The 25,373-nt window shown below is 69.7% G+C and carries 15 protein-coding genes; 12 read left to right on the forward strand and 3 right to left on the reverse strand.

Going from position 1 to position 25,373, the window contains the following annotated elements; all coding sequences use genetic code 11:
• Positions 1 to 22: 22 nt before the first annotated feature.
• The gene (locus tag DQP56_RS05865; protein WP_112684023.1) at positions 23 to 622 is read left to right on the forward strand and encodes a DUF3060 domain-containing protein; all 600 of its coding nucleotides are present in this window, start codon (positions 23 to 25) and stop codon (positions 620 to 622) included.
• A gap of 103 nt (positions 623 to 725) precedes the next feature.
• On the opposite strand, the gene DQP56_RS05870 is transcribed toward DQP56_RS05865, so the two are convergent.
• The gene (locus tag DQP56_RS05870) at positions 726 to 1,100 is read right to left on the reverse strand and encodes a nuclear transport factor 2 family protein (protein ID WP_234825519.1); all 375 of its coding nucleotides are present in this window, start codon (positions 1,098 to 1,100) and stop codon (positions 726 to 728) included.
• A 224-nt stretch (positions 1,101 to 1,324) separates the two neighbouring features.
• On the opposite strand from DQP56_RS05870, the gene DQP56_RS05875 reads away from it, so the two are divergent.
• The 8 genes from DQP56_RS05875 (at position 1,325) to DQP56_RS05910 (ending at position 19,409) form a co-directional block, all read left to right on the forward strand.
• On the forward strand, positions 1,325 to 2,071 hold the full coding sequence (locus DQP56_RS05875; RefSeq protein WP_112684024.1) for a thioesterase II family protein: 747 nt from the start codon (positions 1,325 to 1,327) through the stop codon (positions 2,069 to 2,071).
• Positions 2,064 to 3,407: a beta-ketoacyl [acyl carrier protein] synthase domain-containing protein gene (locus DQP56_RS05880; protein WP_112684025.1), complete on the forward strand. Its 1,344-nt coding sequence runs from the start codon at positions 2,064 to 2,066 to the stop codon at positions 3,405 to 3,407. The genes DQP56_RS05875 and DQP56_RS05880 overlap by 8 nt, the downstream gene beginning before the upstream one ends.
• Complete coding sequence (locus DQP56_RS05885) at positions 3,401 to 6,334, forward strand: SDR family NAD(P)-dependent oxidoreductase (protein WP_112684026.1); 2,934 nt, start codon at positions 3,401 to 3,403, stop codon at positions 6,332 to 6,334. Before DQP56_RS05880 ends, DQP56_RS05885 begins: the two co-directional genes overlap by 7 nt.
• Complete coding sequence (locus DQP56_RS05890) at positions 6,327 to 12,872, forward strand: non-ribosomal peptide synthetase (RefSeq protein ID WP_112684027.1); 6,546 nt, start codon at positions 6,327 to 6,329, stop codon at positions 12,870 to 12,872. The genes DQP56_RS05885 and DQP56_RS05890 overlap by 8 nt, the downstream gene beginning before the upstream one ends.
• The gene (locus DQP56_RS05895; protein ID WP_234825520.1) at positions 12,869 to 17,281 is read left to right on the forward strand and encodes a non-ribosomal peptide synthetase; all 4,413 of its coding nucleotides are present in this window, start codon (positions 12,869 to 12,871) and stop codon (positions 17,279 to 17,281) included. The genes DQP56_RS05890 and DQP56_RS05895 overlap by 4 nt, the downstream gene beginning before the upstream one ends.
• Entirely contained in the window at positions 17,278 to 18,594 is a 1,317-nt protein-coding gene (mbtG, locus tag DQP56_RS05900) for an NADPH-dependent L-lysine N(6)-monooxygenase MbtG (RefSeq protein WP_234825521.1), read from the forward strand. The genes DQP56_RS05895 and mbtG overlap by 4 nt, the downstream gene beginning before the upstream one ends.
• The gene (locus DQP56_RS05905; RefSeq protein WP_112684029.1) at positions 18,594 to 18,824 is read left to right on the forward strand and encodes an MbtH family protein; all 231 of its coding nucleotides are present in this window, start codon (positions 18,594 to 18,596) and stop codon (positions 18,822 to 18,824) included. Before mbtG ends, DQP56_RS05905 begins: the two co-directional genes overlap by 1 nt.
• Positions 18,825 to 18,911: 87 nt before the next feature.
• The gene (locus DQP56_RS05910) at positions 18,912 to 19,409 is read left to right on the forward strand and encodes an MTB12 family secreted protein (RefSeq protein WP_112684030.1); all 498 of its coding nucleotides are present in this window, start codon (positions 18,912 to 18,914) and stop codon (positions 19,407 to 19,409) included.
• A gap of 35 nt (positions 19,410 to 19,444) precedes the next feature.
• Here DQP56_RS05910 and DQP56_RS05915 read toward each other — a convergent pair whose 3' ends face one another.
• Both DQP56_RS05915 and DQP56_RS05920 read right to left on the reverse strand, forming a co-directional pair.
• Positions 19,445 to 20,980: a xylulokinase gene (locus DQP56_RS05915; RefSeq protein ID WP_112684031.1), complete on the reverse strand. Its 1,536-nt coding sequence runs from the start codon at positions 20,978 to 20,980 to the stop codon at positions 19,445 to 19,447.
• Positions 20,981 to 21,040: 60 nt separating this feature from the next.
• Positions 21,041 to 22,435 carry a pyridoxal phosphate-dependent decarboxylase family protein gene (locus DQP56_RS05920; RefSeq protein WP_112684032.1) on the reverse strand — a complete coding sequence of 465 codons (1,395 nt, stop codon included), beginning with the start codon at positions 22,433 to 22,435 and terminating at the stop codon, positions 21,041 to 21,043.
• A gap of 111 nt (positions 22,436 to 22,546) precedes the next feature.
• On the opposite strand from DQP56_RS05920, the gene hrcA reads away from it, so the two are divergent.
• The 3 genes from hrcA to DQP56_RS05935 all read left to right on the forward strand — a co-directional run.
• Complete coding sequence (gene hrcA, locus DQP56_RS05925; protein WP_112684033.1) at positions 22,547 to 23,590, forward strand: heat-inducible transcriptional repressor HrcA; 1,044 nt, start codon at positions 22,547 to 22,549, stop codon at positions 23,588 to 23,590.
• A 33-nt stretch (positions 23,591 to 23,623) separates the two neighbouring features.
• The gene (gene dnaJ / locus DQP56_RS05930) at positions 23,624 to 24,766 is read left to right on the forward strand and encodes a molecular chaperone DnaJ (protein WP_112684034.1); all 1,143 of its coding nucleotides are present in this window, start codon (positions 23,624 to 23,626) and stop codon (positions 24,764 to 24,766) included.
• A gap of 3 nt (positions 24,767 to 24,769) precedes the next feature.
• The coding region (locus DQP56_RS05935; RefSeq protein WP_112684035.1) for a 16S rRNA (uracil(1498)-N(3))-methyltransferase at positions 24,770 to 25,373 on the forward strand (604 nt) is incomplete at its 3' end.

The following is a 25,373-nucleotide window of genomic DNA, read 5'->3' on the forward strand; positions in this document are numbered from 1 at the left end:
TTCCCGTGCGATCATTCCTACGGTGAACGCCGACGAGGACCCCGAGGCCCGGATCCGGGAACTGGAGCGCCCGCTGGCGGACTTCGCCAAAGCCGCCGAAGTCACCGTCTCCTCGGCCGGCGCCGAGCCGGCATCGCCGCCGGCAGGCCACGGGCGCGGGACCGCCGTGGCGGTCCGCGCGATGGCGGCGGTCTTCGTGACGGTCGCCGCCGCAGCGGTGTTCCTGATCTCGCGCGGACCAACCGGTACGACGCCCGGGTTCCCCACCGTGCCCAGCACTGCGGCGCCGACACCATCGCGATCGGTCCCGGTGGCGCCGCCCGCCCCGGCGTTGCCGGCCAACCCGACGCCGGGCCGCGCCGACACCATCACCGTCTCCGGGGCCGGGCAAGACAAGACCCTGGCGTGCGCCGGCAACCAGGTCTCGGTGAGCGGGGTCCGCAACACGATCACGCTCACCGGCCGGTGCGCGGGATTGACCGTCTCGGGCATCGGCAACATCATCACCGTCGACTTCACGCCCGCGATCACCACATCCGGTGTCGACAACCGGGTGACCTACCGCTTCGGGGATCCCGAGGTGAGCATCTCCGGGTTCGACAACGTCGTCGTACGTGGATGAGGCGGCTCGCCCGGCCGCGGAATCCGATCCGGCCCGGATGGACGCAGCCGGGCAGCTGTATCTGGCGGTGGCACAGCGGGATTCGGGGCGGCGGCCGATGCCCTCAGCCGATGACTTCTGACGCCCAGTATTCGCGCAGGCTGGCGATCTGTTCCCCGGCGAACTCCAGAATGGCGACTTCGCGCATCCGCTTGCGCTGCCCTTGGACGCGGTCATCGAAGGTGGCTTGCCATTCGGCGATCACCGTGGTGCCGTCGGTGGCGCGGTAGAGGTTGAGCAGCCGGGCGTCGATGTCGGCTTGGCCTTCCACGACCTTGGTCTGCCAATAGTCGCGGATCCCTGCTCGAGTGCGAATCGGTTCCTGGAGTACCCGCTCGTGGTAGGTCGCGTCGTCGGTGAAGATCGTGACGATGAGGTCTGGGTCCTGCTGCATCCAGGCGCGCAGGTAGGTGTCGATCGTGGCGCGGACATCCATCATGGGCAGGAGTGTGGCCCAGGTGGCGGGCCCGCCATTGCCGAACGCGCATTCCCTGCGATGAAACCGGCGAGAAACCGGTCCCGGTACACGCTCGGTGGGGCGCCGGCCGGCAAACCGGCGGAGCGCTCGCCCGGATTTCCCGGCCGCCCCCGATGGGGGTAACCTTACCCGGGGAAATTAGGGCAGCCTTTACTAACACCCAGCGAGTGCGCGGAGGAGATCGGATGGCCGGCGACGACATCTCGGCCGTCGCGCGTTTTCCCACCTGGATCGGCCGCTTCTCCGGCCCCGGCCCCGCAACGCTGGTCTTCCCGCACGCCGGCGGCGCGGCCGTCAACTACCGCCCGCTGGCGCTGGCGTTGGCCGGCGGCGTCGACACCTACGTCATGCAGTACCCGCAGCGCGCCGACCGGTTTCGCGAACCCGCCGCCGAGACTCTGCCGGAGTTGGCTCAAGGACTGTTCGACGCCGGCCCCTGGGAGGAACTCGGCCCGCTGCGGCTGTTCGGCCACAGCATGGGCTCCATCGTCGCATTCGAGTTCGCCCGCCTTGCCGAACAGCGTGGCATCGAGGTGCAGCGACTGTGGGCCTCGGCGGGGCCGGCACCGGGCGCGGTGGCCGGACTGCGCAAGGTGCCGACCGGGGATGCCGAGCTGCGCGCGGAGTTGGAGCAACTCGGCGGCACTGACCCTCGAATCCTCGCCGACCAGGAATTCCTCGCCTTGCTGCTGACCCCCGTGCGCGCGGACTACCAGGCGTTCAACCGTTACCGGTGCGCGCCGGAGGCGACCATCCGCGCCGACATCAACGTGCTCGGCGGCCGATCCGACGACCGGGTGGGCACTGACCTGCTGAAGCGCTGGGCCGACCACACCACCGGCAACTGCACGATCTCGCTGTACGACGGCGGGCATTTCTACCATTACGAGCACATTGACACTCTCGCGAATCGGATCATCGCCAATGCCTGACCGGTGCGAGGATCCGGTCGTCATAGTCGGTCTGGGCGTCGAAGCGCCCGGGGGTATCGAGACCGCCGAGCAGTACTGGTCACTGCTGGCCGACGGGCGCGAAGCGCTGAGCACCATTCCCGACGACCGGGACTGGGCGGTGCGCGAACTCATCGACGGATCACACCGTGACGGCTTCAAACGGCTCTGCGACTCCGGTGGGTTCCTTTCCGGCGCCACCGAATTCGACCCCGGTTTCTTCGGCATCGCGCCACGCGAAGCCGTCGCAATGGACCCGCAGCAGCGGGTGGCGCTGCGAGTGGCCTGGCGTGCGTGCGAGGACGCCGGGATCAACCCGGACGAACTCACCGGCCACGACGTCGGCGTCTACCTCGGCGCATCCGTTACCGGCTACGGCCCGGACATGGCTCAGTTCTCCGAGCACAGCGGTCACCTGCTACCCGGCACCGCGTTGTCGGTGATCTCCGGTCGCGTCGCCTACACCCTCGGGCTGGCCGGACCGGCGATCACCGTCGACACCTCCTGCTCGTCAGCGCTGTCGGCGCTGCACCTGGCGATCCAGGCGATTCGGACCGGCGACACCGACATGGCGCTCGCCGGTGGTGTGTGCGTGATGGGCTCACCGGGCTTTTTCGTCGAGTTCTCCAAGCAGCACGCGCTCTCCGACGACGGCCATTGCCGGCCCTACAGTGCTGCCGCCTCGGGGACGGTATGGGCCGAAGGCGCCGGAATCTTTGTGCTGCAGCGCAAGTCGGCCGCCCTGCGCGAACATCGCCACATCTACGGCGAGATCCTGGCCAGCCGGCTCAACCAGGACGGCCACACCACTGGGCTGCTCACCCCCAGTGAGCAGGCGCAGCAGCGGCTGTTCCGGCACGCGCTGGTCGACGCCGACGTGCACCCACGCCAGGTCGGCATGATCGAGGGGCACGGCACCGGCACCCGGGTCGGTGACCCCGTCGAACTGCGGTCGCTGATCAACGTGTACGGCGCAGCCACCGAACCGGGCGCTGGACCGCGGCTCGGGTCGGTCAAATCCAACATCGGGCACACGCAGGCCGCGGCCGGTGCGCTCGGCCTGAGCAAGGTGCTGCTTGCCGCCGAACACCAGGCGATACCACCGACGCTGCACGTCGACGACGGGTGGCACGACGGCATCGACTGGGACGGCGGCGAGGGCGGGGGCATCACGCTGGCCGACGCCCTGACCGCCTGGCCGGCGAGCGACGGCCGTCGGATCGGATCGGTCTCGGCGTTCGGGATGAGCGGCACCAACGCGCATGTGATCGTCGCTGTCGATGACAGCCGCGACAGCCAGGCGGTGGCGGCGTGCTGAACAGTCACCCGGCCGCGCTGCCCGACGGCCGCACCCCCGTCCTCATCTCGGCACACGCCCGCGACCTGGTACAGGCCGAAGCCGGCGCGCTGGCACGCTACCTGCGCAACCGGCCCGCGGGGGTCGGGGCCGTCGCCCAAACGCTGCGGGCCACCCGCCCGATCCGCCGGTACCGCACCGTGATTCGGGCGCGTGACACCAACGAACTGATCAGCGGCCTGGACGCCGTCTACCACGAGGTCGAGCATCCGCTGGTGGCCCGGTCGCACCGTCAAGAGGCCGCCCGCATCGCCTTCGTGTTTCCCGGGCAGGGCAACCAGTGGCCGGGCATGGGCGCCGATCTGTTCGGAATTGCGGCCTATTGCGCCGAGGCGGACCGCTGCGAGGATGCATTCCGCCGCGCCGGGCACGCCTCGCCGCTGACCTATCTGCGCGGCGCCGACGATCCGGATCCGGTGGTGGTGCAGGCCGCCCAGTTCACGCACGCCGCGGCGCTGGCCGCCACCTGGCGCCATTTCGGCGTACTGCCCGACATCACCGTCGGTCACAGCCTGGGGGAACTCGCCGCCGCCTACACCGCCGGAGTGGTGGACCTGGATGCCGCGGCTGCGGTGGTGATCGCGCGGGCGGAACTGACCGATCTGCTGGCCGACAACGCCGCTGGCCGCTTCGGCATGGCGATGATCGCGCTGGCCGCCGACGACGTCGCCGAACTCATCGCCGGCGTCTCGGGCTGGCTGGAGCTGTCGGTGATCAACGGTCCCGAGTCGGTCGTAGTTTCCGGCGAATGGGCTGCGGTGCAGCAGATCCTGGAACGCGCCGACCGGCGCGGGGTGTTCGCCCGCGAGCTGGCGGTGCGCTACCCGGCGCACACCAGCGTCTTGGAGCCGCTGCGCGACCGCATGACCGCGCAGTTACCGGATGCGCAATTCCACGGCGCCCCGGTGGAATTCATCGGATCGGTGTATGGTGGACCGATACCGCCGGGAAAGACCTTCCGGCAGTATTGGTTCGACAATCTCCGTCAGCAGGTGCGGTTCGACCTGGCTGCCGCCGCTGCGGTGGCGCGCGGTGTCACCACTTTCATCGAGATGTCGGCGCATCCCACCCTGCTCGTGCCGCTCGGAGATGTCGCCGGCACCGCCCAAGTGCTGGCCAGCACCGACCGTGACCAGCCGGCCGGCGAGGCGTTGGCCGCCAACATCGCCGCCGCGGCCGTCGCCGACCCCGGTTACCGCTGGCGGGATTTCGCCGCGCCGGCCGCCGCGCCGCTGCGCCATTTCCCGCACGCGCCGATGCACACCACCCGGCTGTGGGCCGGCAGGAAAACCCCCGCGCCGCGCCCAGGGAGGCCGGTGGTCATGAACGAACAATGGCAATCGATCGAGATTCCGGAAGATCGGCCCGCCGGGATGGCCGTCATCGATTACACCGGGCAATCCCCGAAGCTCGCGGCAGAACTGATCGCGGCGATGGGCGCAGACCCCGCGGACCTGGCACATGCCGAACAGCTGGTGCTCGTCGCACCCCCTGCCGGTGACATCGAGATCACCGCGGCGGCAGCCGCGTTCACCGGTACTGCCGTGGCCCAGGCGCCACCGGCGCTCGGAGTGCACTGCCGACGGGTCTGGCTCATCACCGCCGGCGCCGAGCAACTCGACGGTGACCCGCCGCCGCGGCCCCAGGCCGCCGCGCTGGCGGCACTGCACCGCAGCACCGGATTCGCCCACCCCGACCAGACGTTCGCGCACCTGGATCTGCCGGTCGATCCGACCGCCGACGACATCGGCGCCGCGGTGGCCGCGCTGAGCCTGACCGACACCGAAGTCGCGGTGCGCGCCGGCCGCCTTTCGGTGCGCCGGCTGGTGCGATCCGATGCCGCCCCGGCCGTGCCCGCAATCCCGGAGGTCGTGGTGATCAGCGGCGGCACCGGCGCCATCGGGATGGCCTTCGCGGCGTTCTGCGCCGACCACGGCGCCCGCGACATCAGCCTGCTCAGCCGCAGCGGCGACACCGATGCAACCGCGGACCGGTTGGATGCCCTGCGTGTGCGTACTGGGGCTCGCATCACCGCGATCCGGTGCGACATCACCGACGATGCCGCACTTGCAGCGGTGATCGCCGAGCACCACCCGGCCCCGTCCGGGCTCGTGGTGCATACCGCGTCGGCGGAAGCGGTCGCCGCCGAGCAGATCACCGAGGCAGCGGTTCGGGACGCCCTCGGCGCCAAAGTGATCGGCCTGAACAATCTGGTGCGGCACTGGCCGCAGCGGTCCGACGCCCGGGTGCTGGTCTGCTCGTCGGTGTTGGCGCTGTGGGGCGGCTCGGGACACGGCCTCTACGCAGCGGCCAACCGGATGGCCGACACCCTGGTGAGCCGGCTGCGGGCGCAGGGCCGCAGCGCCAACTCGATCCGGTGGGGATTGTGGCAAAGCGTGGCCGTGGTGAGCGGCGACGAGAAGACCCGGATCGCCCGGACGGGTCTGACCCCGATGGCGCCCGAGGCCGCGATCACCGCAGGGCTCAGCGCCACGCCGAACGACCCGGCGATTTTGGCCGCCGACTTCGACCGGCTGGGGGTGTTCTTCGACAGCCAGGGCGTTCCCTCTCCCTTCGACGTCACCGCGGCACCCGCGAGTGTCATATCGGGGGATCGCCCGGTCGGCGACGTCGTGGTCGGCGAGCTCGCGGCGGTGCTCGGCCTGGACCGCACCGACGACATCGACATGCATCGGGCATTGGTCGACCTCGGCATGGATTCACTGCTCGCCCTGGACCTGCGCAAGCGGCTGGCCCGCACCACCGGGAGAAGGGTGGCGCTCGGACCGCTGCTGGCCGGCATGACCGCGGCGCAACTGACCGCGACGCTCCGTGATGACACCGCTGCTGCCGCGGCGACGGAAAGGACTGTTTTCACCCATGACTAACACCGTCGACCAGTCGACAGACGCGACCGAGTTGCGACTGGAGTTGCTGCGCCGCAGGCTCGCCGAACGCGGGCTGGCCGCCACCGCGCCGGCCACCGCGCCGGCCACCGAACCCGCCGAACCCGCGATGAACGATGGGCAGCGCCGGATGTGGTTCGTCCAGGCGCTGGACCCCGACGGCACCGTCGCCAACATCTCGGTCTCCTACCGGCTGTCCGGCCGGCTGGACAGCGACCGGTTGAGCACAGCTCTGGCCGCGGTGGCCGACCGTCACCCGTTGCTCCGCACCACATATCGCGTCGATGACAACGGCGAACCGCGGCCGGTGGTCGCAGCGGTCACACCGGCCTACACCGAACACGACCTGACCGAGCTCGCCGGACAGGCCCGGGCACTGCGGCTGGAGGTGCTGGCCCAGCGCGAGTTCGCCACCCCGTTCCGGCTCGAATCCGATGCCCCGTTGCGGCTCACCGTGATCCGCCTCGGGCCCGACGAACACATTCTGCTGCTGGTCGCCCACCATATCGCCTGGGACGACGCCTGCTGGCCGGTCTTCTTCGCCGATCTGACCGCCGCCTACACCGACCCGGACGCGTTCGCCGCCCGCCCACCCGCAGCTGTTGTCAGCACACCGCCGGTCTCCGATCACGACGCCGACCTGGACTACTGGCGCACCCTGCTGGCCGCGCCGCCCGACCCGCTGGAACTGCCGGGCCCGCGCGGCTCCGCGGTGCCCCACACCCTGCGGGCCGGGCTGTGCACCCGGCCGCTGCCGGCCGAATTGATGGACAGCATCACCGACCTGGCCCGCGACTACGGCGCAACGCCCTACATGGTGGTCGCGGCGGCGCTGTCCGCGCTGATCTACCGCTACACCGGCACCGATGATTTCCTGATCGCCTCACCCGTTCTCAACCGAACGGCCGGCACCGAGGAGACCATCGGCTACTTCGGCAACACCGTGGTGCTGCGTGCTCGGGTCACCGCATCCGACCGGTTCAGCGACCTGCTGACCCGCACCCGCGACAGCGCACTGGGTGCGTTCGCCCACCAAGGCATCAATCTCGACCGGGTGGTCCGTGAGCTCAACCCGGACCGCCGGCACGGGGGCGTGGAGCGGCTCACCCGGCTCAGCTTCGGATTCCGGGCCGGCGGCGGTGAAGGTTTCCACCCGGACGGAATAACTTGTGTCCGAGCCGATTACCGCGGCAAGATCGCCCAGCTGCCGTTGGGGATCATGGTCGAGGCCGGCGGCTCCCGCGACCGCGGCGCGCTGATCGAAGCCGAATACCTGCACGACGTGCTCGACGAAGCGCTCGTCGAGCAGCTGCTGCGACACCTGGTGCAACTGCTGGGCGCCGCCGTCGCGCAACCGCAGGCGGCCGTCAGCGAACTCGACATGCTCGGAGACGACGATCGCCGCTGGCTGGAAACGGCTTCTCGCGGGCCGGACTTCAGCGCCACTCCGACGACGCTCGGCGCACTGGTCGCCGACCGGGCGGCGCTGACCCCGGACGCCATCGCCGTGGTCGACGACCACGGCCGCTACACCTACGCCGAGATCAACGCCCGTGCCAACCGGATCGCGCATCACCTCATCGCCGCCGGTATCGGCACCGAAGACAAGGTTGCGGTGCTCTTCGGCCGCTCGGTCGACCTGGTGGTCACTGCGCTGGGCATCGCCAAGGCCGGCGCGGCCTACGTTCCCGTCGACCCCGAATATCCGCCGGACCGCATCGAGTTCATCCTGGGCGACGCCCGGGCCGCCCTGGTGATGCGTGAGCCCTTCACGTCCGAGGCGTTGGCCGACCGTCCCGACACCGACCCGACCGATGCCGACCGGGTGCGCCCGCTCCGGCCGGATAATCTGGCCTATCTCATCTACACCTCGGGATCGACCGGCCTGCCCAAGGGGGTCGAGGTGTCCCACGTTCCGATCACCGAGTACCTGATTTGGTTCGGGGACGAGTACGGCATCGACGACACCGACGTACTGCTGCAGGTCGCATCGCCCAGCTTCGACGTGTCTATCGGTGAACTGTTCGGCACGCTGGGCAACGGCGCCCGGTTGGTCATTCCGCGCCCCGACGGGCTGCGCGACATCGGCTACCTGACCGATCTGCTGCAGCGCGAGGGCGTCACCGCCATGCACTTCGTGCCCTCACTGCTGGGGCTGTTCCTGTCGCTGCCCGGGGTTAAACAGTGGCGCACCCTGCGACGCATCCCGATCGGCGGCGAGCCGCTACCGGGCGAGCTGGCGGACAAGTTCCATGCCACCTTCGATGCGATGTTGCACAACTTCTACGGCCCCACCGAGACGGTGGTCAACTCGTCGCGCTACAAGGTGGAGGGCGCGCAGGGCAACCGGGTCGTGCCGATCGGCAGTCCGAACATCAACACCACCATGTGGCTGCTCGACGACGCGCTGCAGCCGGTGCCGGTCGGGGTTATCGGCGAGATCTACATCGGCGGAACACATGTCGCCCGCGGCTACTTCGACCGTCCCGGCCTGACCGCGGAACGCTTCGTCGCCGACCCGTGGACGCGGGGAGGACGGCTGTACCGCACCGGTGACCTGGCCCGCCGCAACGCTGCCGGCGACCTGGAATTCATCGGCCGCGCCGACGACCAGGTGAAGGTCCGCGGCTTTCGCATCGAGCTCGGCGAGGTGGCCTCGGCCATTTCGGTCGACCCCAGCGTGGGTCAGTGCGTGGTAGTCGTGTCCGACCTGCCGGCGCTCGGCCGCAGCCTGGTCGCCTACCTGACACCCGCGGAGCGTGGTGCGGGCGAGGACACGGTTGAGATCCCCCGGATCCAGGCCCGGGTCGCCGCCGCGCTGCCCGAATACATGGCCCCGGCGGCCTATGTGGTGGTCGACGACATCCCGATCACCGCCCACGGCAAGATCGACCGAGCCGCCCTGCCCGACCCGCGGCCCATCGAGTCGGCCCCCTACCGAGAGCCGCAGACCGACACGGAACATACGGTGGCGCAACTGTTCTCGCAGCTACTCGACCGAGAGCAGGTCGGCGCCGACGACTCGTTCTTCGACCTCGGTGGTCACTCGCTGCTGGCCACCAAATTGGTCGCCGAGATCCGAGCCCGATGCGGCGTTGAGATTGGCGTCCGCGACATCTTCGAGGCAAGCACGGTGACCCGGCTGGCCGCCGCAATCGATCGGGCGCCGGCCGGGGACTCCGGGCCGGGTCGCCCGCCGCTGATCGCAGTGGACCGAACCGGGCCGCTTCCGGTGTCCGCGTCTCAGCTGCGCACCTGGTTCGCCTACCGGCTCGACCCGCGGGCTACCGGCGACAACATCCCGCTGTCGGCCCGGCTCACCGGTCCCTGCGACACCGCCGCGCTGACCGCTGCGATCAACGACGTGGTGGCCCGCCACGACAGCCTGCGCACCACGTTCTGTGAGATCGACGGAGTGCCCCACCAGATCATCAACCCGCCCGTACCGGTCGAGATAGCCGAACTGCGGTGCCCGGAAAGCGATCCGGAGGCGGTCGAGCGGTGGACCGGTGACCGGCTCGACGAACAGCGGGCCGGCGCCTTCGACTTGGAGCACGACTGGCCGATCCGGACGGCACTGCTGCACCTACCCGGCGATGAGCGGGTGCTGTCACTGGTGGTGCACCACATCGCCGCCGACCACTGGTCGGTCGAGGTGCTCTTCACCGATCTGCTGATCGCGTACCGGTGCCGGGCTGCCGGTAGTGCGCCGTCGTGGCCACTGCCGGCTTTGCGGTATGCCGATTTCGCGCACTGGCAGGGTGAGCTGCTGCTTGACGAATCCGGGTTGATCGACGCGCAGCGCCGCTACTGGATGGAACAACTTGCCGGACTGGCCGATGACACCGGCCCGCGGCCCGATTTCCCGCGGCCGGCCACCGCCGACGGGGCCGGCGACTCCGTCGCCTTCACCGTCACCCCGGAGGTACGGGCCGGGCTGGCGGCGTTGGCCCGCGACACCGGCGCCACCGAGTTCATGGTGCTGCAGGCCGCGGTTGCGGTGCTGCTACACCTGGCGGGCAGCGGCGACGACATCCCGCTCGGTGTTCCGGTCGCCGGCCGAACCGACAACGCCCTGGATAACTTGGTCGGGTTCTTCGTCAACATCCTGGTGCTGCGAAACCGGTTGGACGGCAACCCGACACTGCGCGATGTCGTGTTGCGGGCACGCGAAGTGGCGCTGGGGGCCTACGCGAACGCCGACCTGCCCTTCGATCGACTGGTCGAAGCGCTCAACCCCGTCCGGACGCTGTCGCGCAACCCGCTGTTCCAGGTGGTGGTGCACGTACGCGACGCCGCCGAGGTCACCCATGTCATCAGCAGCGGAGACAGCGGCGATGGTGAAGACGACCTGGTCTTCCGCACCGTGATGCCGACGTTCGACATCGCGCACGCCGACCTGTCGGTGAACCTGTTCGCCACGACCGCCACCGGCGGCGACGGCGCCGGCTACGACGGCCACCTGATCTACCGCACCGACCTCTACGAACGATCCACCGTGCAGCGACTGGCCGACTGGCTGGGCCGGGTGCTGGCGGCGATGGCCGGCGCGCCGGAGCGCACACTGCGCGACATCGGCCTGATCGACGACGAGCAACGTGACCGCATCCTCACCCAATGGAGCAACGGAGCGTCGATAGGCGACGCTGACCCGCAGACGATCGCCGAGGTGCTCGCCCCGAGCCGGAGCTTCGACGGTGTCGCGGTGCGCTGCGCTGGAGCCGAGCTGAGCTATCCGGAGCTGCACAGCCGCTCCGACCGGCTCGCCGGGCTGTTGATCGAGGCGGGCGTGCAGCCCGGAACCCTGGTGGGCCTGTCGGTTCGGCGTGACCTGGACCTGGCCGTGGCGCTGGTCGGGATCATGAAGGCAGGTGCCGGCTACTTCCCGCTGGACCCCGGCTATCCGCGGCAGCGCCTGGAGTTCATGGTCGACGACGTCTTTTCCGACCCGGTTGCGCCGAAGGTGATCGTGGTCAGCTCGACGACGCGTGACGCGATGCCGCACGGGGCGACGCTGCTGTGCCTGGACGACGCGGACGTGCAGGACGAGCTGGCGAAAGACCCTGACGGAACGGTCCTTCCGGTGCCGCACCCGGACGACCCGATGTATCTGGTGTTCACCTCCGGCTCCACCGGCGTGCCCAAGGGAGTGCTGGGCACCCACCGCTCGATGAGCGCCCGACTCAACTGGCAATTGGCCCACTACCCGGTGCACGGTGACGACATCCGGCTTGCCCAGTCGTCGATGACGTTCCTCGAGGGCGGGATGGAGTTGTTGGCCGGCCTGGCGGCCGGGGCAACGATGATCTTGGCCGACGACAACGAGTTCCGCGATCCCGAAGCCCTGGCCCGGCTGATCACGGCCGAGCGGGTGGCCCAGGTGACCGCGGTGGCCAGCCTGATCTCGGTGCTGGTGGATTCGGCGCCCGATGCGGTACGAGGTCTGCGCCGGCTGGTCTGCAGCGGCGAGCCGGTCTCCGCGGACCTGCTGGCCCGGCTGACCGCGGTGCTCGACTCGGACACCCAACTGCTCAACAACTTCGGTGCCACCGAGACCTCCGGGGCCGCGGTGCGCGGCGAGTTGACCCCTCCGACACCGAAACTCGGGCGGCCCACACCCGGCTCGCAGGCCTACCTGCTCGACGACGCGCTGCGGCCGGTGCCGCCCGGTGTCGTCGGCGAGGTCTACTACGCAGGTCCGCAGATTGTGCAGGCCTACTGGAAGCGGCCCGGGCTGACCGCCACCCGATTCGTGGCCAACCCGTTCAGCCCCGGTGACCGGCTCTACCGCAGCGGGGACCGGGCCCGCTGGAGTACCGATGGAGTACTGGAGTTCGTCGGCCGCACCGACCACCAGGTCAAGGTGCGTGGCTTCCGGGTCGAGCTGGCCGAGGTCGAGGCCGCGCTGCGCGCTGCCCCCGGGGTGGCGACGGTTGCCGCCCGGACCTGGGAGCAGCGGGGCGCCACCACACTGGCCGGCTACCTGGTGCCGGCCGAGCCGGTCGCCGACGCGGCGCCGTTCGTCGCATCGGTGCGCGCCGCGCTGGCCGCGGAGCTGCCCGGTTACATGGTGCCGTCGTCGCTGACGGTGCTGGAAACCATGCCACTGACCGACTCGGGGAAGCTGAATCGGCCGGCCCTGCCGCAGCCGGCGGTGGCCACGCGCGGAGCGGCTGACCCGCCGGTGACTGCCACCGAGAAGACACTGGTGGGCATCTGCGCCGAGTTGCTCGGCGTCGAACGTATCGGCCGCAGTGACGGATTCTTCGAGCTCGGCGGCGACAGCATCCTCTCGGTGCAACTGGCCGCCCGGGCGCGCGCCGCCGGACTGGACATCGACCCGCGGATGATCTTCGAGCACCCGACATTCGCCGGACTGGCCGCCGCGGCCGACCGCCTTGCCGCGACCGGAGGCGGCACCGACACTGCCGTCGACACGGCGTTCGCCCCGATGAGCGTCTCGGGGTTGAGCAGCGATGCGCTGGCCGATCTCACCGCGACATGGGGCGACTCACCGTGACGGAGGCCACAACTCAGCGCAGCAATGCGCAATCCATCGAGGACGTGCTGGCGCTGTCGCCGCTGCAGCAGGGATTGTTCTCACTGGCAAAGCTGGCCACCGATGGGTTGGCGGCTGCGGACGGGGTTGACGTCTACACCGTGCAGTTCGTCATCGACATCGTCGGGGCTGTCGACGCGCAACTGCTGCGCCGGAGTGCCGAGGCCATGCTGGGCCGGCACGCCAACCTGCGGGCGTCGTTCTGGGATGTCGACCTGCCGCACCCGGTGCAGATCGTACCGGTCGAGGTCACGCTTCCGTGGCGGGAAATCAACGCGACACCAAACGAATTCGATGAGATAGCACGTAGTGAACGCACTGCCAGTTTCGACCTGGCCCGCGGCCCGTTGCTGCGCTTCGTGCTGGCTCGCTCGGCGCCCGATCGGCACCGGCTGATTCTCACCGTGCACCACCTGTTGGTCGACGGCTGGTCGATGGCGGTGTTCTTCGACGAACTGGTGGCGATCTACCGTGCCGGCGGCACCGACCCGTTGCCCGCGCCGCGTCCCTACCGCGACTACATCGGCTGGCTGGCGACCCAGGATGTCGCAGCCGCCACCGAGCGGTGGCGCGACTATCTGGCGCCACTGACCGCGCCGACGATCCTGGCCGACGGCGAGCGGACCGAGCTGGGCAGCGTCATGCCGCAGACCTACGAGGTGGCCCTGGATCCCGACGACACCGCCCGGCTGACCGAGTGGGCCCGCCGAAACGGGCTGACTTTGAACACCGTGCTGCAGTTCACCTGGGCGGTGCTGCTTGGACGGCTCACCGACCGTCGCGAGGTGGGATTCGGTGCGGTGGTGTCGGGCCGGCCCCAGCAGCTCACCGGCGTCGAATCCATGGTCGGCCTGTTCATCAACACCGTTCCGGTAGTCGCCGCCACACCGGCCGGCGCCGAGGTGATCGCGGTCTGCCAAGCCCTGCAACGGGATACCGCAGCGATGCGCGACTTGGGCTACCTCAACCTGGCATCGGTGCAACGGGCCGCACGTAACGCCGTCTTCGACACCCTGCTCGTTTTCGAGAACGCCCCGATCGGGTCGGCGGCAGCCGGGGTGACCACGCCGGACGGAGTGCAGTTCATCCCGGTCACCGTGGCGAGCCTGACCCACTACCCGCTGACCGTGGTCAGCTACCCGCCGCGCGACGGCAGGCTCACCCTGCTGCTGGAAGCGGTGCCGGAGGCCTTGGGCGAACTGTCGGTGCCGGACCTGGGCCGGCGACTGCTGCAGCTGCTGCGCCAACTGGTCGACCCGGCGCGGCCGCGCGTCGCCGACCTGGACGTACTGTTACCCGTCGAACGGTCTCGCCGCGGCTCGCCGGTGGCTGCGCCGGCGGGGACCGTGCCGGCACTGTTCGCCGCCGCCGCAGCACGCCATCCGGAGAGCCCGGCGCTCACCGGCGAGCAGCAGATCCTGACCTATGCCGAACTGGAGGCCGAGTCGAGCCGGCTGGCACAGGCACTGGCCGGGCGCGGCATCGGACCCGAGGACCGGGTTGCGATTGCACTACCGCGCTCGGCCGATTCGGTCATCGCCATCCTGGCCGTGCTGCAGTCCGGAGCAGCCTACGTGCCGGTGGATGTCGATCTTCCGAAGGAGCGGATCGAATCGATTCTGCGCCAAGCTGATCCGAAGCTCACATTGACCGTCGAGCTGTTGGCCCAGTTGCGATCCGATGCTGCGCGGCGGCGCCCCACACCGGCGGGGATCCACCCGGACTCCGCCGCCTATGTCATCTTCACCTCCGGTTCCACCGGCGAGCCCAAAGGCGTCATCGGCACCCACCGGGCGCTGACGTCGTACTTCGCCGACCATCAGCAGCGCATGTATGCGCCGGCGATGGCCCGGCTGGGACGGCCACTGCGCGTCGCGCACGCCTGGTCGCTGAGTTTCGACGCGAGCTGGCAGCCGCTGGTCGGCCTGCTGGGCGGGCAGACCGTGCACCTGTTCTCGGCAGCGGAGATGCGCGATGCCGAGGCGATCATCGACGGTGTCCGCCGACACCGGCTGGACATGATCGACACGTCGCCGTCGATGTTCACCCAGCTGTTCGATGCCGGCCTGCTCGACGCGCACGCCGCCCACCGCCTCACCGTGCTGGCGCTCGGCGGCGAGGCGATCGCCCCGCACGTCTGGACGAGGCTGCGTTCGGTCGCGGCGGCATCGTCGGTCGCCGTGCACAACTGCTACGGCCCCACCGAGACCACCGTGGAGGCTGTCGTCGCCGACGTCGCTCACACCGAACTGCCGGTGATCGGAGAACCGGTGCGGGGCATGACCGCTCACGTGCTGGACTCTGCGTTGCGGGAGGTTCCCGACGGGGTGGTCGGCGAGCTGTACCTGGCCGGTGCGCAGGTCACCCGCGGCTACCTGGGCCGGGCCGGCGCGACCGCGGCCCGCTACGTCGCCGACCCGTTTCACGCCGGTGGCCGGATGTATCGCACCGGGGACCTGGTGCGACGCCGCACCGACGGCCGACTGATCTACCTGGGCCGCGCCGACGACCAGGTCAAGGTGCGCGGCTACCGGGTCGAGGTCGCCGAAGTCGAAGCAGCGCTGGCCGCGGCGACCGGGGTCGCGGCAGCAGCGGTGCTGCCCGTGGACGGCGCCACCGGAACGCAACTGGCCGGATTCGTCACCGGCACCGGCCTGGACGCGGCCCGGGTGCGGACAGCGGTCAGTGCCCGGCTGCCGGCGTACCTGGTGCCGGCCAGGATCGTTGTGGTGGAGTCGATGCCGTTGACCCCCAACGGAAAGCTGGACGCTGAAGAGCTGCTGGCGCTCCTCGCCCGGGCCGGGCCCGTTGTCGGCGACGGCGATGAGCCGGCCACCGAGACCGAGCGGATATTGGTCGAGCTGATGGCCGAGATCTTCGGCGGGCCGGAAAGCCCGGCGCCCGGCGTCGAGACCGATCTACGCGACCTGGGCCTGGACAGCATCGTGGCGTTGGCGATGGTGCGGGCGGCCCGCCGGGCCGGACTGTCGTTGCGTCCGCGGACCGCATTGAGTTGCACCACGATCCGGGACATGGCCGCCGCCTTGGATAGTGAAGCCGCTGAAGCTGCCGAAGCCGCCGCGGTGGCCGTCGCGGACGACGGGCCGATGCCACTGCTGCCGGCCGGCCGGTGGCTCTACCAGTACGGCAGCCCGCGCCGGCTCGGGCAAGTCGAGGCGGTTCGGGTGCCGGCCGACATCGACGGGGGACAATTGCGGTCGGCGCTGGCCGCGATCGTCGCCGCGCACCCGGTGCTGCGCGCACGGCTCGACCCGGACACGCTGACGCTGTGCCCGGTCGAACCTGCCGACGTCCTCAGCGAAATCACCGTCGGTCCTGACGAGCTGACTGATCTCGCTGCAGTCACCGAGCACGGCGGCAAGCTGTTGGCGGATCTGGACCCCGAGAACGGGGTGCTGTTGCGGGCGGTATGGCTGCGTCCGCCCACCGGGACCGGCGTGCTGTTGCTGTGCGCACACGTGCTGGCGCTCGACCCGGTGTCATGGCAGGTGGTTCTGGGCGAGTTGCAGGCCGCGCTGGCCGGCGCAGATCCGCTGCCCGAGCGCAGTGGCTACCGGCGCTGGGCGGCGGCGCTGAGCGCGCGGGCGCAAAGCCTGGACACCGTGGACTTCTGGGCCGAGCAGATCACCGGTGACGATCCCCAACTGGGCTCTCGGAGGGTCCGTCCAGACCACGACCGCGCCGGTGACCTCACGGTCTCGGTGGCTGTCGCCGACCCGGAAGTCACCGCAGCGTTGCTGGCTTCGCGTGCGCCGATGCATGATCTGCTGGTGGCGGCGACCGCGCGGATGATCCGGGGCTGGCGGACTCGGCGCGGGCAGCAGGGCCCGGCACCGCTGCTGGCATTGGAGACCCACGGGCGCGCCGAAGATTTGGTGTACGAGGGCCGCCGGGTCGACTCCGCCGACATCGCCGGGCTGCTGACGTCGATCTACCCGCTGCGAATTCATCAGGCCGACCCGGTTGGGGTCGCGCGGGCACTGGCCGAGATCCCCGGCAGCGGAATCGATTACGGATTACTGGCCTATCTGCGTGATGACACCACAGCCCGGTTCGCCGGCCATCCGGGTCCGCAACTGCTGCTGAACTACCTTGGCCGCGTCGACCGGGTCGGGGAGGGGCCGGTCCTGGCGCCCGACCTGATCGCCGGCCTGCCGTCGGTGCCCGAACCCGATCAGGCGGTGCGTCACGAGTTGGGCATCTTCGCCGCGGTGGCCGACCTCGGGGCCGGCGCGGTGGTGATGACCCAGTGGCGGACGCTGCCCGACATCCTCGGCGACGCCGAGATCGCCGAACTGCAGGAACTGTTCACCGGGGCCCTGCGTGACCTGGTGGAGGAGCTGTCATGAGAACCCTGGCAGTGGTGGGCGCAGGCGCCAAGGCGGTCGCGGTGGCCGCGAAGGCCGCGGTGTTGCGTGAGATGGGCGTCGAGACACCGGAGATCGTCGCCGTCGAACGCACCGAGGTGGCCGCCAACTGGCGGGCGACCGGCGGGTGGACCGACGGGGCACACCGACTGGGAACCAGCCCGGAGAAGGACGTCGGCTTCCCGTATCGCTCGGCGCTGGTGGCGGGCCGCAACGCCGAACTCGACGAGCGGATGACCCGGTACAGCTGGCAGTCCTACCTGATCGCCACCGGACAGTTCGCCGAATGGGTGGACCGGGGCCGTCCGGCGCCCACCCATCTGCGATGGAGCCAGTACCTGCGTTGGGTCGCGGACGCCGTGGCACTGACCGTGATCCCCGGCGAGGTCGATCGGCTGGCCGTGGCCGGCGACGGCTGGGCGCTGCACACCCGGGAGACCGAAGTGGCCGCTGACGCGGTGATGATCACCGGTCCGGGCCAGGCCGAGAGGTCGATCCTGCCCGGTAACCCGCTGGTGCTCTCGATCGCGCAGTTCTGGCACCGGGCCGCGGCCGACCGGATCAGCGCGGAGCGTGTCGCCGTCATCGGTGGTGGGGAAACCGCCGCGTCGATGCTCAACGAACTGTTCCGGCACCGTGTCTCGACAATCACCGTGATCTCCCCGCAGGTGACGCTGTTCACCCGCGGAGAAGGCTTCTTCGAGAACGCGCTGTTCTCCGATCCGACCGACTGGTCCGCGCTGACACTGACCGAGCGACGGGATGCGCTGGCCCGCACCGACCGAGGGGTGTTCTCGGCACGGGTGCAAGACGCGCTGCTGGCCGACGACCGCATCCGGCACCTCCGTGGGCGGGTGGCGCACGCAGTGGCTCGTGACGGTCGGATCCGGTTGACGCTGAGCACCAATCGGGGCGGTGAGAACTTCGAGACCGTACACGGCTTCGACCTGGTGATCGACGGTTCCGGGGCCGACCCGCTGTGGTTCGTGTCGCTGTTCGGGCAGGACACCCTGGACCTGTTGGAGCTGGGCCTGGGTGGGCCGCTGTCGGGGGACCGGTTGGCCGAGGCGGTCGGCCACGATCTGGCCGTCGCCGGCGTCACCCCGAAACTGTTCCTGCCCAACTTGGCCGGATTGACCCAGGGGCCGGGTTTTCCCAACCTGAGCTGCCTGGGTCTGCTGTCCGACCGGATCCTGGGCGCCCACATCCCGGCGAGCAGTCGCGAAAGCCCCCTTTCGGCGCCGCCTGAGGGGGCTTTGGCGACTGCTCGCGGTCAAAATAACGAGGAGAACTGATGAGCACCAACCCCTTTGACGACGACAACGGTAGTTTTTACGTGCTGATCAACGATGAGGACCAGTACAGCCTCTGGCCCAGTTTCGCCGAGGTTCCCGCCGGGTGGCGGGTGGTCTACGGGGGCGAGCAGGGCGCAGCGCGCGCGGCCTGCCTGGAGTACGTCGAACAGCATTGGACCGACCTACGCCCCAAGAGCCTTCGTGATGCGATGGCGGCCGAACGGGGATAGCCCGGCCACGATCGCGTCGATGCCACGTACCCTCGGATGAAGACTCACCCCATGGTTTTTGCTCGACGCAATCAGAAAGGCGTGGTTATGTCCGTGAAACTGCTCACCGTCGGTATGGGCCTGGCGGCCGCGATCGCCGTGCCGGGCGTGGCGGTCGCCGAAGTGCCGAACCAGCCGCCGCTCACGGTGTTTCACGCGCCGCTTCCGCAGGACCCGCCACCGGCGGCGAGCCTGCCGAGCGCCGAGCAACTCACCGGAATCCTGGACAACCTGGTCGATCCGCAGGTTCCCGCCGAGGTGAAAAGCGGCTTGGTGGCCGGTGGTCTGCAGCGGCACCAAGCCGACGTGTTGGACCACCAACTGCGGCGACTGGGCCACCACGGTGGGCTTCCGCTGACCTTCACTGCGGCCGACATCGCGTCCACCGGTCCCGACACCGTCAGCGCCGATATCACCGCCACCGGACCCGGGTTGCCGGCCCCCATCACCAAGCCGGTGACCTTCACCGACCAGAACGGCTGGATGCTGTCCCAGAACGGGGCCGACGAGCTGATGGAGGAGATCGTCGGCCGGCTGCCGCACTGAGTCTCCCGGAGCCGGCGGTCCGGGCGCGGGAGCACTCAAGAACGGCTGAGCCGGGCGAACATACCCTTCTGCGTCCGGTAGAGGCGCGGGAATTCGGCGAACAGCCGGTCGTAGACCGCACGGTTGCCCGCGTCCGGCTCGAAGACGCCGTCGAGAGGGATCAGGTCGTGTAATTCGTCGCGGTCCAGTTCGCCCATCCCGATACCGGCAAACAGGGCCGCACCGCGCAACTGAGCGTTGAGCGGATCGGCGACTCGTTCGCAGGTGCGGCCGCACACGTCGGCGATGATCTGGCACCACAGCTCCGAGCGGGCACCGCCACCGACGATCCGGATCGGCCCATGAGTGCTCGTGAACCGGTTCACGCAGTCGAGTAGCCAGCGGCTGTTGTAGGCCACTCCTTCGAGCACCGCGCGCACCAGATCGGCGCGGGTGGTGTCCAGCGACAGATTGTGGAAGCCGCCGCGGGCATTGCGATCGTCGATGGGGGAGTGTTCGCCTTTGAGCCAGGGGGTGAAGATCACCCCGTTGGAACCGGCCGGCGCATCGGCGGCCAATGCGGTCAGCGCAGGGTAATCGAAGTCATCGAACAGGTTGTCGCGCAACCATTGCAGTGCCCGGCCGGCGGTGTCTTGATTGTTGACCAGTAGGTAGCTCGCCGGATCGAGTCCTGGCACCGTCGCGAGCTGGTGCAGCGCATCGGTCTTCTTGACCGTCATCGGGCAGCTGATCCATGAGGTGGTGCTGATGGTCAGGTGCAGCTCGCCCGGCCGCACCGCACCGGAGCCCACCGCCGCGCTGTGCATATCCGGGGTTCCGGTAACCACTTGTGCCACAGGCGAAATACCCAGGTCAGCGGCGACTGCCGGGGCTACGGGTGAGATGATCGAGCCGGTCGGCACCAGCGGCGGCAGCTTGGCCCGTTCGACGCCGGCGAGTCGCACCAGCACGTCGTCGTAGTCGAGCACGGTCAGGTCGCGGTTGTCGGTGAGCCAGGCGCCCATCATCGAGGCGCGCGACGCCGCGGCGCGCCCGGTGAAACACATGCTCAGGTAGTCCACCGGCTCCAGAAGCCAGCGGGCCCTGGCGAACACCGTCGGGTCGCCGTGCTGCAGGTACAACATGTGCCCGACCGGATCGTCGCCGCTGGGCGAGGGGATGCCGCCGTTGCGGCGAAGCCAGCTGAGTAATGCTCGCGGTCGGTAGCCGGCCAGTCGGCCACCAAATACCTTGCGGCTGTAGGGCGCTCCCCGGGTGTCCATCCACATCACGCACGGACCGACCGGGCGGCCGTCGGCGTCGACCGCGACGGTGCTGGCCCACTGCCCGGTGATCGACACCCCGGCCACCTGGTCGCCGTGCACGCCGCTGTCGGCCAGGCCGCGTCGGGTGGCGTCGCGGATGATCGCCCACCACAGCCCGGCATCCTGGGTTGCCGCCCCGCCCGGCCCGTAGGTGGTCGGCACCGCGATGAGATCCGACCACAGTACGGTGCCGTCCAGGGCGACGAATCCGACTTTGGGGCCACCGGTACCGAGGTCGACGGCGAGGACGACGCGGTCGCGGTTCATCTGGCGCCGCTCCTCCTCATCACTTCGCCGGCGCTCCGGCCAGCACCGTCTCAGCGCGGGTCATAGCGGCGGCAGAGACTGCTGGGTGTCGAGCATCCGCTCCATGAAGCCTTCGATGAATTGGGCTGCCTCGTCGGTCATTCCGCCGGGCACGCCGCCGTAGACCGCGGCGCTGATCGGTGCCGCGCCGGCGGCGGTCTGCTTCTTGGCGTACTCCACCGCTTCGGCCAGGTCGGCGGCGAACGCCGCGGTCACCCCGGGCTGCGTCTGCGGCCGGGTGACCGCCATGTGGATGGCGTTGGGGTACTGCTGGCCGTTGAACCGCCAGCCCTTGGGCTTCATGGCGTCGGCGACGTGGTAGATGTCGAACTCGTCGGAGCGGAACGCGAAGCAGAACGTCGGCGAACCCATGATCGTCAGCTCCGGATGGCTGCGCACCGTGTCCTGCATCGCAAACGCGGTCTCGAGGATCGCCTTGGCGTAGTTGCGGTATCCCTCGCGGCCCAGCTGCACCATCGAGGCCCATGCGGCGGCGATCAACCCGCCGGAGCGGGAGCCCTCGATGCCCGGCGAATGGTATTTCCCGCCGCTCCAGTCCGGCAGGTAGAAGTACTGCGCGTTGCGGTAGGCCTTGTCGCGGAACAGGACCGTTGACGTTCCCTTCAAGGAGTAGCCGTACTTGTGGTTATCCGCCGAAATGCTGGTGACCCCGGGCACCCGGAAATCGAACAGCGGGACGTCATAACCCAGCTCCTGGGCGAAGGGCAGCACGAACCCGCCCAGGCAGCCGTCGACATGCAACCCCACCCCGCGCGACAAAGCCAGCTCTCCCAGCTCCGGGATCGGGTCGACGGTGCCGTAGCCGTAGTTACAGGCCGACCCCATGATCGCGATGGTGTTCTCGTCGATGTTGTCGGCCACCCAGTCGACGTCGACTTCGGTGGTCTGCGGGTTGATCGGGGCTCGGCGAATCTCGATGCCGAACAGGTGACAGCCCTTGTCGAACGCGGGGTGGCCAGTCTCGGGCTTGATGAAGTTCGGCCGGGTGATGCCCCGGTGCTTGGCGGCGTGCTCGCGGTAGGCCAGCAGCGCATGGATGATGCTGCCGGTGCCGCCGGTGGTGACCAACCCCACCGGTTCGCCATCGCTGACCGCGTCGGCGTGCATCAGGTCCAGGGCCATCGCGATGATCTCGCCCTCGAACTTGGTCGCCGACGGGCAGATGTCACGCTGCAGCACGTTCACGTGGGCGAACAGCCCGAACGCCTCGTCGAGGAAGCGGTAGTGCTCGTGGTCGCCGCAGTACATGGTCCCGGAGACCTTGCCGGTCTCCCAGGTCGGGTCTTCGGCACGCGCCATCTCCCGCAGTTCGGCGAGCACCTCCTCGCGTGAGCGGCCGCGTTCGGGTAGCACGCGGTTCACCGTGAAGCGATCGGCGTAGGGGAAGTCGGGCATGCCGTTCCTCTCTTCTGCGCGAGCGTGCGCAGATGTACCGGGATCCCGGCGTGTCGGCGTCCAAACGCGCACGTTCGCGCCGGGGAACGTCCCAGAAAGTAATCTAGTGCTATGGGTGTGGCTGATGATCGTCGCTTCGAGGTGCTGCGCGCCATCGTCGCAGACTTCGTCGCGACAAAGGAACCGATCGGGTCCAAGGCACTGGTTGAGCGGCACAACCTCGGGGTGTCCTCGGCGACGGTGCGCAACGACATGGCCGTGCTCGAGGCCGAGGGCTACATCGCCCAGCCGCACACCAGCTCCGGGCGGGTGCCCACCGAGAAGGGTTACCGGGAGTTCGTCGACCGCATCGACGAGATCAAACCGCTCTCGAGCGCGGAGCGCCGGGCGATCTTGTCGTTCCTCGACTCCGGAGTCGACCTCGACGACGTGCTGCGCCGGGCGGTGCGCACCCTGGCCCAGCTGACCCGCCAGGTGGCCGTCGTGCAGTACCCGACCCTGTCGGTGTCCACGGTGCGTCACCTCGAGGTGATCGCGCTGACCCCGGCGCGGCTGCTGCTGGTGGTCATCACCGACTCCGGCCGTGTCGACCAGCGCATCGTCGAACTCGGCGACGCGATCGACGACCACCAGCTGTCCCAGCTGCGCGAACTGCTCGGGGCGGCGCTGGACGGCAAGCGGATCTCGGCGGCCTCCACCGCCGTTGCCGAGCTCGCCGGGCACCTGGACGGGCGCAGCGGGCTGTCGCCGGGCCTGGCCAACGCGGTCGGGCGGTCGGCCACGGTGCTGCTGGAATCGCTGGTCGAGCACCGCGAGGAGCGACTGCTGCTCGGCGGTACCGCCAACCTGACCCGCAATGCCGCCGACTTCGGTGATTCGCTGCGGTCGGTGCTGGAAGTACTCGAGGAGCAGGTCGTGGTGCTGCGGCTGCTCGCGGCGCAGCAGGAAGCCGGTAAAGTCACGGTGCGCATCGGTCACGAGACCGAGGCGCAGGAGATGGCCGGGGCGTCGGTGGTGTCCACCGCCTACGGTTCCCAGGGCACGGTGTTCGGCGGTATGGGGGTGCTGGGTCCCACCCGGATGGACTATCCGGGAACTATCGCCAGTGTTGCTGCCGTTGCAACCTACATCGGTGAAGTGCTCGGAACCCGATAATCTCCGGTCGGCAGAAGTTGGGAAAGGTCAGTCGTGGCACGCGATTATTACGGACTGCTGGGCGTCGATAAGGGCGTCAGCGACACCGAGCTGAAGCGCGCATATCGCAAGCTGGCTCGCAAGTACCACCCCGACGTCAACCCCGACGAGGCGGCGCAGGCCAGGTTCAAGGAGATCAGTGCCGCCTACGAGGTCTTGTCCGACCCGGAGAAGCGCCGCATCGTCGACCTCGGCGGCGACCCGCTGGAGAACGGCGCCGGGAACGGATTCGGCGGCTACTCGGGCTTCGGCGGTCTCGGTGACGTGTTCGAAGCCTTCTTCGGCGGCGGCACCACCTCGCGCGGTCCGATCGGCCGAGTCCGGCCGGGGTCGGACTCGCTGCTGCGCATGCGCCTGGACCTCACCGAATGCGCGACCGGGGTGACCAAGCAGGTCACCGTCGACACCGCGGTGCTCTGCGATCGCTGCCAGGGGCGCGGCACCCACGGTGATTCTCGCCCGATGGCCTGTGACACCTGTCATGGCCGGGGTGAGGTGCAGACCGTGCAGCGCTCACTGCTCGGCCAGGTGATGACATCGCGGCCGTGCCCCACCTGCCGCGGAGTTGGTGAGGTGATCCCGGACCCGTGCCAGCAGTGCGCCGGCGACGGCCGGGTGCGGGCCCGCCGTGATATCAGCGTGAAGATCCCCGCCGGTGTCGGCGAGGGGATGCGGGTCCGGCTGGCCGCTCAAGGTGAGGTGGGACCCGGCGGCGGACCGGCCGGCGACCTCTACGTCGAGGTGCACGAGCAGCCCCACGACATCTTCGCCCGCGACGGCGACGACCTGCACTGCCACCTCTCGGTGCCGATGGTCGACGCGGCGCTGGGCACCACGGTGGTTGTCGACGCGATCCTCGACGGCCCGACCGACATCACCATCCCGGCCGGCACCCAACCCGGGGCCACCCTGGTGTTGCGCGGCCACGGCATGCCGCAGCTACGTTCCGGGGCGCGCGGTGACCTGCACGCCCACGTTGAGGTGGTGGTGCCCGAGCGGCTGGACCAGCACGACATCGAGGTGCTGCAGCAGTTCAAGCAGCACCGCGAACGCGAGACCGCCGAGGTTCGCACGTCACACGCTTCGCACGGCGGCGGACTGTTCAGCCGGCTGCGCGAGACGTTCAGCGGCCGCTGAGACTTGGCCGGCCTGTTCTATGTCGGGGCGCTGCCCGAGGTGGGTGCGCTGGTCGACATCGGCGGTGACGCCGGGTTCCATGCCGCGACGGTGCGCCGGATCCGCCCCGGCGAGCAGCTGACGCTGGGCGACGGCGCCGGCGTGCTGGCCGAATGCCGCGTCGAGCAGGCCGACCGGGCCGGGTTGCGGGTTCGGGTAGTCGATCGCAGGGTTGTCGACGCGCCCGCCCCATCGGTGACGGTGGTGCAGGCGTTGCCCAAATCCGAACGGTCCGAATTGGCGATCGAGCTGGCCACCGAGGCCGGCGCCGACGGGTTCGTGGCGTGGCAGGCCGACCGCTGTGTCGCCCGCTGGGACGGTTCGCGGGCCGACAAGGGTCTGCGGCGGTGGCGAGCGGTTGCCCGGGCGGCGGCCGGGCAATCGCGGCGGGCCTGGGTGCCGCCGGTGGACGGCGTCCTGGGTACCGCCGCGTTGGTGGCGTGGGTCGCCGAACAAGTCGCCGCAGGCACGACGGTTCTGGTCCTGCACGACGCGGCGGCTGCCGGGTTGCCCGACGTTGCCGCTGCTTCGGCCCTGGCGGTGGTGGTCGGCCCAGAAGGCGGTATCA

The organism is Mycolicibacter senuensis, assembly GCF_003284925.1.
GTDB lineage: Bacteria > Actinomycetota > Actinomycetes > Mycobacteriales > Mycobacteriaceae > Mycobacterium > Mycobacterium algericum_A.

Coding starts and splice junctions, on each gene's coding strand:
- DQP56_RS05915 (WP_112684031.1), bottom strand. CDS start 20,980: ATGAACCGCGACCGCGTCGTCCTCGCCGTCGACCTCGGTACCGGTGGC.
- DQP56_RS05870 (WP_234825519.1), bottom strand. CDS start 1,100: ATGATGGATGTCCGCGCCACGATCGACACCTACCTGCGCGCCTGGATG.
- DQP56_RS05905 (WP_112684029.1), top strand. CDS start 18,594: ATGAGCACCAACCCCTTTGACGACGACAACGGTAGTTTTTACGTGCTG.
- mbtG (WP_234825521.1), top strand. CDS start 17,278: ATGAGAACCCTGGCAGTGGTGGGCGCAGGCGCCAAGGCGGTCGCGGTG.
- DQP56_RS05875 (WP_112684024.1), top strand. CDS start 1,325: ATGGCCGGCGACGACATCTCGGCCGTCGCGCGTTTTCCCACCTGGATC.
- DQP56_RS05880 (WP_112684025.1), top strand. CDS start 2,064: ATGCCTGACCGGTGCGAGGATCCGGTCGTCATAGTCGGTCTGGGCGTC.
- DQP56_RS05910 (WP_112684030.1), top strand. CDS start 18,912: ATGTCCGTGAAACTGCTCACCGTCGGTATGGGCCTGGCGGCCGCGATC.
- hrcA (WP_112684033.1), top strand. CDS start 22,547: ATGGGTGTGGCTGATGATCGTCGCTTCGAGGTGCTGCGCGCCATCGTC.
- DQP56_RS05890 (WP_112684027.1), top strand. CDS start 6,327: ATGACTAACACCGTCGACCAGTCGACAGACGCGACCGAGTTGCGACTG.
- DQP56_RS05920 (WP_112684032.1), bottom strand. CDS start 22,435: ATGCCCGACTTCCCCTACGCCGATCGCTTCACGGTGAACCGCGTGCTA.